Here is a 13,263-nt window from a genome sequence, read left to right as displayed (position 1 = left end):
GCCTCCAGCCAACGGCTGCCGAAACCGCAGCTGCGCCCATAAAGCCAAATCTGGTTAATATTCAGGATATTCAGGAAGCTATCCAGGCTAAAACCGATGGCGTTGGCGGAATCTTCTACCCAGCGGATAACCTGCTCATCGCCACGATGCCAGGCTGCAATAAGCTGCGCGGAAGTGATGCTGTCGGGATCCTGCCCGCTGTGGGGCTGCGATTTCAGCCAGATACGCGCCTGCTTTTTCAGGGCGCTGAGCGAGGCGACGGTTTCCAGGCAGCCGTAGCGCCCACAGTCACAGGGCAGCCCATCCGGGTTGATGATGGTATGCCCAATCTGACCGCTGCCGTTCAGGCTGCCGCGGTAGATCTGACCGTTAATCACAAAGGACGATCCCACGCCGTAATCGACGTTAATCACACAGAAATCCTTGCGATTAAAGGGATTCTGCCACTTCTCCGCCAGCGCCAGCATTACGCAGTCGTTATCCACTTTGACCTTAGTGCCGAGCTTCTCTTCCAGCAGATATTTAATCTCTACCGGCTCCCGCCACGGCGCCTGCGGCATGGTTTGCGACACGCCGGTGGCGGGATCCACCTGCCCATGCACGCCCAGCGCCAGATGAATAGTTTTACGCGGCCAGCGCTGCCGCTGTCGCTGCCAGACAGCCTCTATCGCCGCCAGCAACGCTTTCGGCGTCGGCGCCTCAATGGACTGGCGCGCAAAATCGCCCAGCGCGGAAAGCTGCGCGTCGCAGAGCTGGCTTTCGATGCTGCGCGGCGTCACGTTCATGCAGAGAATATAGTCGCCCTGCGGCGGGATCTGATAACTGCCGCTGTTCATGCCCCGGCTGCTGAGGTTTTCACTGGAATGGCTCAGTTTTCCCTCCGCCACCAGCTCCTGGAGGATTTTGCCGATCGCCGGAATCGACAGCCCGGTGTACTGAGAAAACTGCGACTTGCTTAAGCGCTTATAGCGCCACACCAGCCGCAGCAGCGCCTGCCGGTTTAGCTGACGCACCCGCTGATTATTCAGACCTCTCTCAAGCATTTCACTAAATCCCGTTAACTGTATTGCGTGAGCATCCAGCGATTAAAGCAAAAAGTTACGCTCCATACTGCCACAACATCAGGATTAACTGTTTTTTGTTTACCGGAGAGTGGCTATGTACGGCGCGGTTAAAATTTGGCAGGAAACCATTTCCCTTCCAACCTGGACTACCGGAGCGGAAGATCCCAACCCGATGTTTCTTGAGCATCGCGTTTACCAGGGCTCCTCTGGCGCCGTCTATCCCTACGGCGTTATTGATACGCTAACCGGCAAACGGGAAATGCGCGACTATCAGGCCGTCTGGCTGGAAAATGATTTTATTCGGGTGATGCTGCTGCCGGAGCTGGGCGGACGCATCCAGCGCGCCTATGACAAGGTGATGCAGCGCGATTTCGTCTATTACAACGAAGTGGTGAAGCCGGCGCTGGTGGGGCTGGTAGGGCCGTGGATCTCCGGCGGCATCGAGTTTAACTGGCCGCAGCATCATCGCCCCACCACCTTTATGCCGGTAGACGTCACCTTTCAGCAGCACGAAAACGGCGCGCAAACGGTCTGGCTGGGCGAAACCGAACCGATGCGCGGCCTGCAGGTGATGGCGGGCTTTACGCTCTACCCGGAGCGGGCGCTGATAGAGATCACCGGCAAGGTGTTTAACGGCAACGTTACGCCGCGTCATTTTCTCTGGTGGGCAAACCCGGCGGTTAAAGGAGGCGACGATCATCAAAGCGTCTTCCCGCCGGACGTGACCGCCGTCTTCGATCACGGCAAACGCGATGTTTCCGCCTTCCCTGTGGCGCACGGCACCTACTACAAGGTGGATTACTCGGCGGGCGTCGATATCTCGCGCTATAAAAATATCCCGGTGCCGACTTCCTATATGGCCGATAAATCAGATTACGATTTTGTCGGCGCTTACCATCACGGCGAACAGGGCGGGCTGCTGCATATTGCCGATCACCATATCTCGCCGGGCAAAAAACAGTGGACATGGGGCAACTGCGATTTCGGCCTCGCCTGGGATCGCAATCTGACCGACAGCAACGGGCCTTATATCGAGCTGATGACCGGCGTGTTCACCGATAACCAGCCAGACTTTACCTGGATCGCGCCGTTTGAAGAGAAGGTGTTCGTGCAGCACTTCCTGCCTTACAGCCGGCTGGGAACATTGCAAAACGCCAATACCCAGGCGGCGCTGAAGCTGGAGCGCAGCGGCGAACGGCTGGAACTGGGCATTTACGCTATCGCGCCGCTGGAAGGGGCGAGCCTGCGCCTCAGCGACGGCGACGCCACGCTCTGGCAAACGCCGCTATCGTTAAAGCCGACGCAAGTCTGGCAGCTGCGCCTGGAGGATCGCTGGCCACAGCGCCTGACGCTGTCGCTGGTCGACCATCAGGGCGTGACGCTGCTGAGCTACCGCGAGCATATCGCGGAAGCGCTGCCGTTGCCGCAGGCCGCCACCGCGCCGGCGCAGCCGCAGCACCTCAGCAACTGCGACGAACTCTATTTTATCGGCCAGCACCTTGAGCAGTATCACCACGCCAGCCGCTCCGCGTTCGATTACTACCAGCGGGCGCTGGAGATCGATCCGCTGGATTATCGCTGCAACGTGGCGCTCGGCATACTTGAGTTTAACCGCGGCGACTGGGAAAAAGCGCGCGGCCTGGCGGATAACGCGCTGAAGCGCGCGCATCGCTTTAACAAAAATCCGCAAAACGGCGACGCCAGCCACCTGCGCGGCGCGGCAAAAGAACGTCTTGGTGATTATACCGGCGCTTATGATGACTATTATAAAGCCAGCTGGAGCGGCAACTGCCGTGACGCCGCGTTTTACGCGCTGGCACGGCTGGCGCTACGCCAGGGCGATGCCGCGCTGACGCTGAATTTCGCCGAACAGTGTTTGCAGTTCAACGCCGCCAACTATCTCGCTATGGGTCTGAAGGCGCTGGCGATGCAGCAAAACGGCGAGCCGGATCGGGCGCTAAGCTGGATAACGCAACAGTTAGAAAGCTGGCCGCTTAACTACGTGCTGCATTACGCCCGCTGGGCAATCACGCGCAGCGAGCAGGACAGACAAGAACTACTGCGTGTCACCGGCCAGCGCGGCGCCAACGCCAGTATGCTTGCCGGATGGCTGCTGAGCTTTGGCGCGGAAGAGGCGGCCCGCGAACTGCTTCAGCAGCTGGCGGTGAAAGAAGCGATGCCGTTACTCTGGCAGGCGGCGCTGGCCCGCGATGCGCAGGAACAGCGGCGCTACCTTGCCCTTGCCCGTGAATATTTTACTGCCCGCGTGCGATTCCCCAATACGCTTGATGAAGCGGCGATGCTGCAACGTCTGTCGCAGGATGGCTTCGCCCGCTATCTGCTTGGCTGCTTCTGGTACAGCAAACGGCGCTATGCGCAAGCGGTCGAGTGCTGGGAGTTCAGCGCCAGCCAGCTGCCCGATTTCGCCGGCGTACAGCGCGTGCTCGGCATCCACGCCTGGAATAAACAGCACGACGCGCAGCGCGCAGAAAGCTGCCTGCAACGTGCCGTTGAGCTGGAGCCGGACAACGCCCGCTTCCTGTTCGAGCTGCATTATCTGCGTAAGTTAACTGCCCGTTCGGTTAGCGAACGCCTCTCGCTGCTTGCCGCCCGCCGTGAAGTCGTGCTTAAGCGTGACGATCTGACCGCCGAGCTGCTCAGCCTGTGGCATATCGCCGGAGAAAACAGCGCCGCGGCGCAGGTGCTGGCGACACGCAAATTTCATCCCTGGGAAGGGGGCGAAGGTAAAGTCACCGGTCAGTACCTGATTAACCAGCAGCGTCGGGCGCTGGCGCATATCGCTGCCGGCGATCTGGCGCAGGCGGAAGAGCTGTTAACCCAGGCGCTGCGCTACCCGGAAAACCTTGGCGAAGGGCGCCTGCCGGGGCAAAGCGACAACGATATCTGGTATCTGCTGGGCTGGTGCGCACAGCAACAGCAGCACGGCGCGCGCGCGCAGGCGTGCTGGCACCAGGCGCTGCAGGGCGGATCGTCGCTGGAGGCGGGACGCTACTACAACGATCAGCCGGTTGATTATCTCTTCTATCAGGCGATGGCGCAGGCCGCGACCGGCGATGCCGCCGCCGCGCAGCAGCAGTTTCAGCGCTTTATCAAATGGGCGCAGAACCACCGCGACGAGGTTATCGAACCCGATTTCTTTGCGGTCTCTCTGCCTGACCTGATTGCGCTGGACGGCGACGCCCGCAGCATTCAGCGCCAGCACTGCCTGTTGGTGGAAGCGCTCGGCCACCTCGGTCTTGGCGATATCGCCGCTTTTACCCGGCTGACCGATGAGCTGCTGACGCTTAATCCGGCGCATGATAAAGCGCATCTGCTGCGTCTGGCGCAGCAAACAGGCGTCTTTGCCTGAAGATCCTCAAAAAAGGCGGGCGTTACATTACGTCCGCTCCTCTTACCCGATAAAGTATCATGAGGAACGACCATGGAACGTATGCAAACGCAGTTACGCATGGGATATGTCTGGACCATCTGCCTGGTTGCCGCCTGCGGCGGGCTGCTGTTCGGCTATGACTGGGTGGTCATCGGCGGCGCCAAACCTTTCTATGAAGCTTACTTCTCTATCACCGATCCGGGCCAGTCCGGCTGGGCGATGAGCTCTGCGCTGGTTGGCTGCGTCTTCGGCGCGATCGTTTCCGGCTGGTGCGCCGACCGCTTTGGCCGCAAGCTGCCGCTGATTCTCTCAGCGATTTTATTCAGCCTTTCCGCCTGGGGCACCGCCGTTGCCACCAGCTTCGATCTGTTTGTCGTTTATCGCATCGTTGGCGGCGTCGGTATCGGTCTCGCCTCCGCGTTGAGTCCGATGTATATCGCGGAAGTCAGCCCGGCGGAAAAACGCGGCAAGTTCGTCGCCATCAACCAGCTGACCATCGTGATTGGCGTACTCGCCGCCCAGCTGATTAACCTGCTGATTGCCGAACCGGTAGCCAGCAGCGCCGCAATGCAGGAGATTGCCCAAAGCTGGAATGGACAAACCGGCTGGCGCTGGATGTTTGGCGCAGAGCTGGCGCCCGCCCTCGCCTTTTTAGTGCTGATGTTCTTCGTGCCGGAATCGCCGCGCTGGCTGGCGCGCATGGGGAAAAACGAACGCGCCCATCAGATGCTGCAACGTATCGGTAATCAGCGCTACGCCGATGAAACGCTGCACGATATCCAGCTGACGCTGAATAAAGACACGCATAAAGTCTCCTGGTCCGCGCTGTGGGAACCGAAAGTCAAGCCGGTGATTATCATGGGCATGGTGCTGGCGGTATTTCAGCAGTGGTGCGGGATTAACGTGATCTTTAACTACGCGCAGGAGATTTTCGCCTCCGCCGGATTTGATATCAACAGCACGCTGAAATCTATCGTCGCTACCGGCCTGATTAACCTGGTATTTACCATCGCGGCGCTGCCGCTGGTGGACAAAATTGGACGCCGTAAGTTAATGCTGTTTGGCGCAGCGGGCCTGACCATCATCTATGCGTTGATCGGCGCGGCCTATGGCATGGGCTTTATGGGCCTGCCGGTACTGCTGCTGGTGCTGGCGGCGATCGCAATTTACGCCCTGACGCTGGCGCCGGTTACCTGGGTATTGCTCTCTGAAATCTTCCCGAATCGGGTGCGCGGCCTGGCGATGTCGCTGGGAACGCTGGCGCTGTGGATCGCCTGCTTCCTGCTGACCTATACCTTCCCGCTGCTGAACGCCTGGCTGGGGGCTGCGGGCAGCTTCCTGCTCTACGGCGTCATCTGCGCCGCTGGCTTTATCTATATTCGCCAGTATGTGCCGGAAACTAAGGGCGTCAGCCTGGAGGCGCTGGAGCAGCGTATCGCAGCGCAGCATGGCGCGGCAGTTCAGGCGCGTGCCGCTAAGCGAGCCAGTTAATGGATGCGCTAACGTTCAATAATGGCGTTCTGCGCCTGACCGTCGCCCCACAGGGGGCGTCGGTTCTCCACCTCGAATCACTTAAGCACAACCGTCCGGTTCTTTATAGCGCGCAGCAGGCGCTGTTTCCGATGCTGCCGCTGGCTAACCGCGTGGCGGGCAACGCTTTCTTACTGCATGGCGAGAAGATCGCGCTGCCGCCCAGCCCGGTGGATGAGCGCTTTTTTCTGCACGGCGACGGCTGGCTGCAACGCTGGACGCTGGAACAGCAGAGCGAAGAGGCGGTTACGCTAAGCTGCGCTTCCCGCTACGACTGCGGATTTGATTATGTCGCCCGGCTGCATTACCGGCTGGTGGATAACGCTCTGCACGCTGAGCTGACACTGGCGCATCACGGGCAAAAGATGATGGTCTACGGGCTGGGTTTCCATCCCTTCTTTCAGCTGCAACCCGACAGCCGGGTTCAGTTTTCCGCCTCTGGCTACTGGCCGGAAGGCGAGCATCATCTGCCGCTGGCATGGCAGGATACCTTGCCGCCAGCGGTTGATTTCAGCGCGCCGGTGAAGCCAGCCGACGCCTGGCTTAACGTCGGCTATTCCGGCTGGAGCGGCTGCGCTCTGATTGAAGATGCGAAGATGCAGGTGAAATTGACCAGCGAAGCGCCCTGGCTGATGGTATTTCGCCAGCCCGGCAAGCCGTTTATTTGTCTGGAACCGCAAACCCATCCGGTTAATGCGCATAATATGGCCGGCATGCCGGGGTTAAGAGCCTTGCAGCAGGGCGAAGCGACCACGCTGAAGATGGTAATTCAGATTAACTGAGTCGAAATTAAATATTAAAGACCTATTTAGATAGCCTTCAAACGTGTCGCTGCATATTATTTTTCTTGGATCCTACGAAGAATAAACGCTGACAATATTATCAGAACGATAAGAAAAAAATTAAGAGAACAGCGCTATCAGGAAAATAAATGAATACTATAACAGCAAACAGAAAGTTAGCAGAATGGGGTATAAAACCATAGCGCCCAGGAGATCGCTTTTCAGCCATCGCGTTAAGAATTTCATACCGCTTTTCCCTTTTCCGCCATCGCTGCCCGGCAAAACCTTACCAATAATATGGCTACTCACCCGTTATTAGCGGTTCTGTGATCGACCGCGCGCCGTTATGTTAGCTCGTCTAAAACAACGTCAATTAGCCGCTTTAAACCTGGGCTGATGCACGATGTTGCGTCTGTTGCGGTTTCCTATACTCGCTCATAGTTTGAACACCTTACCTTTCTGCCGGCTTTTCTAATAATTACGTGCCGGGTAACACCTTACAGGGAACCGCATGAAAATAACCGCTATCGAAATTGTACGTATCGCCGTGCCATTTAGCGCGCACCGGCGTCCACCAGCGCAGCAGGAAATCACCTTCAATGCCGCATCGCCGTCACTCAGCCGTATGGAATCGCTGTTGGTAAAAGTAGAAACCGACAGCGGGCTGTGTGGCTGGGGAGAAGCATTTGGGCATCTGGCCAATCCGGTCAGCGAGCAGGCGATTTGCACGCTGGTTGCTCCCTTCTTCCTGAACCGTCCACTACCGCAAAGCCAGCAGGCGATCGCAGCGCTGATGCAGGAAGCGGAAAAGGCGCTCCACGGCTTTGGACGTACCGGGCCGGTACGCTACGCGCTTTCCGCGCTGGATATTGCGCTTTGGGATCTGCTGGGCCATTTGCAGCAGCAACCGTTGTGGCAGCTGCTGGGCGCAAAACGTCAGCGCATCGAGCGGTACGCCAGCCTTGTCAGCTATGACAACGATCCGGCAGAGGTGGCAATGCAGGTGCTGCGCGCCCATCGTCAGGGCTATACCACTCTTAAGCTGCACGAAACCGAAGCGAATGCCATCCGTGCTGCGCGTCAGGCGCTGCCCGACAATGTACAGCTAATGGTCGATGTTAACTGCCCGTGGACGCGGGAACAGGCTGAGGAACAGGCGCAGCTTCTACGCCCGCTACAGCTCGGCTGGCTGGAAGAACCCGTCTGGCCACCGGATGATTATCAGGGGCTGGCGCAGCTACGGCGCAGCGGCGTACCGCTGGCGGCAGGCGAAAACGTCGATGGTGATATGGGCTTTCATAATCTGCTGGCAAGCGGCGCGGTGGACGTGCTGCAACCGAGCGTGGCGAAGGTTGGCGGTATCAGCGCAGCGCTACGCGTGTTCGCCCTGGCGCAGCAGTATCAGGCGCGCCTCGTACCGCACTGCTTTTACTACGGTGCCGGAATGCTGGCAACGGCGCATCTGGTCGCCGCTCTGCCCGATAGCGTGAAGATGGAAGCGCCTTATATCGAGTTCGAAGCCGAACTTTATCCGACTCTGCCGCAGAGCGTGAGCTTTACGCTGTCAGACGAGCCGGGCCTGGGCTATCAGCCCGATCCTGATGTGCTACAGCGTTACTGTCTGTCTGACCTGCGTATCAATGCTCAAGGAGTCCAGCGCCATGTTTAAAAATTACCGTGTGGTTGTTGCCCTGCTGCTGTTTTGCGCAGGTATGTTGAACTATCTCGATCGCGCCGCGCTGTCAGTTATGGCGCCGCTGGTCAAAAAAGATTTAGATATTAACGATGCGCAGATGGGCATCCTGTTCAGCTGCTTCTTTATCGGCTACTGCGCTTTCTGCTTTATCGGCGGCTGGGCTGCCGATCGCTTCGGCCCGCGCCGCGTCTACGCCTGGGCCGCTGGCGTTTGGTCGCTGTTCTGCGGCGCTACCGCGCTGGTTACCGGCTTTATGCACCTGTTGGTGGTGCGTATGCTGTTCGGTATCGGTGAAGGCCCAATGGGTACTACCACCAATAAATCAATCTCTAACTGGTTTCCAAAACAGGAAGTGGGACGCGCAGTCGGCTTTACCAATGCTGGACAGCCGCTGGGTGCCGCCATCGCCGCGCCGATCGTCGGCCTGGTGGGATTACAGTTCGGCTGGCGCATCGCCTTCGTGGTCATTGCTGCGCTCGGCTTTGTCTGGGTAGCCTGCTGGCTGCTGCTGTTTCGCGACAGGCCGGAAGATCATCCTCGCGTCAGCGCCGGGGAACGTAAACTGATTACCAGTCAGCGGCCCGCCAGCCTGGCAACAGAGGTAGCGCCGCAGCAAGACAGCCATAGCCTGTGGCGCTATGTTTTCTCGCTGCCGGTTATTGGCGTTGCCAGCGCCTTCTTCTGCTTTAACTATATCCAGTATTTCTTTCTCTCCTGGCTGCCCAGCTACCTGACCGACTATCAGCATCTGGATATTAAAAGCATGAGCATTATCGGCATTCTGCCGTGGCTGGGCGCAACGGCGGGCTTTCTCGGCGGCGGCATGATTTCAGATATGCTGTATCGCCGCACGCAGAACTTTTTGCTGTCGCGCAAGCTGGTGATCTTCGTTGGGCTGGCGGTTGCCGCGGTTTGCGTGCTGCTGACAGCATGGAGCCAAAGTGTGACGATGGCGGTAACGCTGATTACCCTCGCCAGCGTGTTTGCCTATATGACGCCGCAGGCCTGCTGGTCGCTGTTGCAGGATATCGTTCCTGCCGGACGTATCGGCACCGCTGGCGGCTTTGTGCATCTTCTGGCAAACCTGGCGGGTATTTTGTCGCCGGGCATCACCGGCTTTTTAATTCAGTACGGTGGTGGCTATCACTCAGCCTTCGTACTGGCAAGCATCCTGGCGCTGGCGGGCATGCTGCTGTTGGCGCTGCTGGTAAGGCAAAAAGGCGTGAATGACCTGCGCGCCCTGGCCGCACATTAATCCTGAAACAGCCAGGGGAATAACAGAGACGGCAGATTATTCAACCGGCGGAGGCGATGCGTTTTCGCCGGTTTATTCTAATATATGGCGAGCAGCAACGTTGATGCCGCGTGCTACGGTTTATCTTTTCTCGCGCAGAGAATATCTATACTGCTGGTTTATTTCAGTCATATCACGGCTTAATAGTTTCATCTGATTTCCCCAGATTCACTCTACTAACGTACTTTTTTAATCGCGTAGTTTTATATGAAAGCAAGCTAAACAGAACGAAAGGGAAAGGCCAACGCCGCTCCATTTATCGGGAGCATTGGAAGCAAGAAAATGACCAGTAAATATACGTAGAGTGAAAACCACATCATACGAGATAAATTAAATGTCAGAGGTATCCCTTGTTAAATATTAGGTTTAGCGCGCACTATTAAATACCAGCAAAAAGGAAATCAATTGCAGCTTTGATCTCTGTACGATAAGAAGAAGCATCGCAAAACAGCGTCCCCAAAGAACAAGCGGGAATGCTCGCCATCTCATGCGTCATAACTGCGTATTCTTTATCATCAGCCAGCCTGATAAGCGGAACCAGCCGTTCGTGGCGTTTGCTACCGGGGTATTTTTCAGCGGGTAATAAGGGGATAACCATCCTGCGGTTCAACTGCCCGATAATATTGCTGTTTACATCAGGCAGCAGAGGATAGACGACGCTTTTCCCGTGTTACTGTATACAGTAAAATGCATTTTAAAATGTCCTGTACTCATCGCTGAAACAACCGTGCTCATCGTGAAAGCGGTTAAGAGCCTCCAGCGCTTCACTATTTTCCCCCCTGCCATTTTTTCGTTTCGTACTGGCGTAGTTCAGCATCAAGGGCTGCGGTTAGAGTGGCACTGAGATTAATCCCAGCCTTACGCGCACGGCTGAGTAAGGTCCGTTCTACGGTCATAGTAACGCTTTGCGTTGCTCGTTGTGTTATAGCCATAAATATCTCGCGCTAAATGCCGTGCACCAGACACGGCTCATTAGACGTACATAACACAGAAATAATGTGACAAAAATATCAGCGGCTTATGCATGCTCTGCGCAGAGAATACGGATAGCAAGAAGCCGGTTTATNTGCATGCTCTGCGCAGAGAATACGGATAGCAAGAAGCCGGTTTATCCCCGCTTGCGCGGGGAACTCATTACTGATTTTTTGATCGTGGAGCGAAATCCACGGTTTAACCCCGCTTGCGCGGGGAACTCGCGACAGGAAACAGATTGCCGAATCCGTACTGCGGTTTAACCCCGCTTGCGCGGGGAACTCAGTCTGCTTCCCGTTCTTCCTGCTGTTTCTGCCGGTTTAACCCCGCTTGCGCGGGGAACTCATGGGGCGATTAGTTACGCTCAAAACCCCAGCCGGTTTAACCCCGCTTGCGCGGGGAACTCGTTATAAATATTTTATTGATATTCAGGCGGGACGGTTTAACCCCGCTTGCGCGGGGAACTCAGATATACACCCTGTTACTCACGGCGTCACCGCGGTTTAACCCCGCTTGCGCGGGGAACTCACGACACCGCGCCGGGTCTGCCATACCCATTGCGGTTTAACCCCGCTTGCGCGGGGAACTCTCTGCTACGGCATTGCTACGGGCATCCTGCGCCGGTTTAACCCCGCTTGCGCGGGGAACTCCGACTGGAGAGCATTTCTATCCTGGTGGAATGCGGTTTAACCCCGCTTGCGCGGGGAACTCATTACAAAATCGTCCCTGAACATTGATATCTCCGGTTTAACCCCGCTTGCGCGGGGAACTCCGGTCACGTAACGCCATGATGTTCGTCGCGTCCGGTTTAACCCCGCTTGCGCGGGGAACTCCATATTTTTAACGTGTATGATTTTCAGCAATTCGGTTTAACCCCGCTTGCGCGGGGAACTCTTCGGCTGCAAGAATAACAGCGGCCCTTGCACCGGTTTAACCCCGCTTGCGCGGGGAACTCATTCAGGAATGATGGGCGAAAGAAATAATCCTCGGTTTAACCCCGCTTGCGCGGGGAACTCATCAATAATTGCCATCAGCCCTGCCCCCGCGCCGGTTTAACCCCGCTTGCGCGGGGAACTCTCTAAAACCATATTCTTGATTTCAAAAGAAAAAGCAACAGTGAATAAATCTACCGACTATTTCCTGTTTTTTCATATTTTTATATGATTGAAATAGAAACACTTTTTTAAAGCGGCCGATAAATTTTACCGTTCTACCAACAGACCACGCCCCATTTCCGCCGTTCGCGGCTATCCCGTTTTTACTTTATTCGCGCTCCGACATACTATTTCGCCATCCTCAACAGCGCAGCCCTACACGCAACCATAAGGAAGCCGGGATGAAAACGAAGTCGACAACCCTCTATGACGTAGCGCAGCACGCTGGCGTCTCTTATCAGACCGTTTCTCGCGTTATCAATCAGGCGGACAACGTGGCAGAGAAAACCCGGCTGAAGGTGGAAGCGGCTATGGCGGCATTGAACTACGTCCCTAACCGCGTCGCACAGCAGCTGGCCGGGAAAATGGGGCATACCATTGGCCTGGCGACCGCCGATCTCTCGCTGCACGCGCCTTCGCAAATTGCTGCCGCCATCAAATCTCGCGCCGGGCAGATGCGCTTTAACGTAGTGATTTCCATGACGGAGCAAAGCGGACTGGATGCCGCCAGAGCCGCCATCAATAGTCTGCTGGCGCAGCGCGTGGATGGTCTGGTGGTCAATATACCGCTACAGGATGACGAAGCGCAAAGCCTGGCGGCGCTCTGCCAGGATGTGCCGGTACTGTTTCTTGATGTATCGCCGCAGCTGGCCGCAAACAGCGTTATTTTCGATCCGACGCAAGGCGCGCAGCTGGGCGTCGCGCATCTGTTAAGCCTCGGCCATCGCGATATCGCTCTGCTGGCGGGGCCGCAAAGTTCCGTTTCCGCACGCCTGCGCTTTGAAGGCTGGCAGGCAGCGCTGGCGCAACAACAGCTACAGGCTACGGCGGTAATGGAAGGCGACTGGAGCGCGCTCTCCGGCTATCAACAGGTTACCCGCTTACTGAACGAAGGCGCGCAGCCGGGCGCTATTCTGGTTGCCAACGATCAAATGGCGCTTGGTGCGCTGCGGGCGCTTGCCGAAGCAGGCTTACAGGTGCCAGGAGAGGTTTCAGTTATCGGCTATGACGATACCGCCGACAGTGCCTGCTTTATTCCGCCGCTCACCACCATTAAGCAGGATTTTCGCGCGCTGGGTAACAACAGCGTGGAACGGCTGATTGCGATGATCCGCCAGCCGGATGCGCCGATCCGCTCCGATTTGCTGCCTGTCAGCCTGGTAATACGCAAAACAACGGCGCCGCCGTATCAGGGCGCCCTCTCTCCGCAGGCTTTATCAGAAGCGCTAATGCGGCTGGCAAGGCAGGCGGCGCGTCTGAAATAGCCGTGCAGCAGCGGCAGCGTTATTTGTGAATTCCATCACCGATTTCGGTTACGCGCCTTTACAATCGGGCCGGGTAAAATCATATTTCCCTTAAATTGTGAGCGCATCGCAAAAT

At 57.0% G+C, this 13,263-nt stretch carries 7 protein-coding genes, 2 pseudogenes and 1 CRISPR repeat array; of the genes and pseudogenes, 6 read left to right on the top strand and 3 right to left on the bottom strand.

Annotated elements, in window-relative coordinates:
• Positions 1 to 1,043, bottom strand: a 1,043-nt coding sequence (locus FKM52_RS21100; protein WP_141178071.1) for an ROK family protein, incomplete at its 3' end; no start/stop codon positions are given.
• 115 nt (positions 1,044 to 1,158) lie between these two features.
• Here FKM52_RS21100 and FKM52_RS21095 point away from each other — a divergent pair.
• The 5 genes from FKM52_RS21095 to FKM52_RS21075 all read left to right on the top strand — a co-directional run bounded on the left by FKM52_RS21095 (position 1,159) and on the right by FKM52_RS21075 (position 9,718).
• Positions 1,159 to 4,434, top strand: coding sequence for a DUF5107 domain-containing protein (locus tag FKM52_RS21095; protein WP_141178070.1), 3,276 nt, complete (start codon positions 1,159 to 1,161; stop codon positions 4,432 to 4,434).
• 72 nt (positions 4,435 to 4,506) lie between these two features.
• Positions 4,507 to 5,946, top strand: coding sequence for a sugar porter family MFS transporter (locus tag FKM52_RS21090; RefSeq protein ID WP_141178069.1), 1,440 nt, complete (start codon positions 4,507 to 4,509; stop codon positions 5,944 to 5,946).
• Positions 5,946 to 6,767 carry an aldose 1-epimerase gene (locus FKM52_RS21085; protein ID WP_141178068.1) on the top strand — a complete coding sequence of 274 codons (822 nt, stop codon included), beginning with the start codon at positions 5,946 to 5,948 and terminating at the stop codon, positions 6,765 to 6,767. The genes FKM52_RS21090 and FKM52_RS21085 overlap by 1 nt, the downstream gene beginning before the upstream one ends.
• A gap of 511 nt (positions 6,768 to 7,278) precedes the next feature.
• Positions 7,279 to 8,436, top strand: a complete 1,158-nt coding sequence (locus FKM52_RS21080; protein WP_141178067.1) for a mandelate racemase/muconate lactonizing enzyme family protein — start codon at positions 7,279 to 7,281, stop codon at positions 8,434 to 8,436.
• A complete protein-coding gene (locus tag FKM52_RS21075) occupies positions 8,429 to 9,718 on the top strand; it encodes an MFS transporter (protein ID WP_141178066.1) in 1,290 nt (429 codons plus the stop codon). The genes FKM52_RS21080 and FKM52_RS21075 overlap by 8 nt, the downstream gene beginning before the upstream one ends.
• A gap of 418 nt (positions 9,719 to 10,136) precedes the next feature.
• Here FKM52_RS21075 and FKM52_RS21070 read toward each other — a convergent pair.
• Together FKM52_RS21070 and FKM52_RS21065 are read right to left on the bottom strand one after the other, a co-directional pair.
• Positions 10,137 to 10,450, bottom strand: a pseudogene (locus tag FKM52_RS21070) (CcdB family protein).
• Position 10,451: 1 nt separating this feature from the next.
• Positions 10,452 to 10,689 (bottom strand): annotated as a pseudogene (locus FKM52_RS21065) (type II toxin-antitoxin system CcdA family antitoxin).
• Between the two features lie 172 nt (positions 10,690 to 10,861).
• A CRISPR array of direct repeats spans positions 10,862 to 11,806; the repeat unit is 29 nt; unit sequence CGGTTTAACCCCGCTTGCGCGGGGAACTC.
• Between the two features lie 259 nt (positions 11,807 to 12,065).
• Between FKM52_RS21065 and FKM52_RS21060 the strand changes: the two are divergent.
• Positions 12,066 to 13,148 carry a LacI family DNA-binding transcriptional regulator gene (locus tag FKM52_RS21060; protein ID WP_141178065.1) on the top strand — a complete coding sequence of 361 codons (1,083 nt, stop codon included), beginning with the start codon at positions 12,066 to 12,068 and terminating at the stop codon, positions 13,146 to 13,148.
• Positions 13,149 to 13,263 lie beyond the last annotated feature (115 nt).

This window comes from Mixta tenebrionis, from assembly GCF_006517625.1.
Taxonomy (GTDB): domain Bacteria; phylum Pseudomonadota; class Gammaproteobacteria; order Enterobacterales; family Enterobacteriaceae; genus Mixta; species Mixta tenebrionis.
The sequence above is the reverse complement of the archived record's forward strand: the minus strand, read 5'-3'. Positions and strand labels throughout refer to the sequence as shown.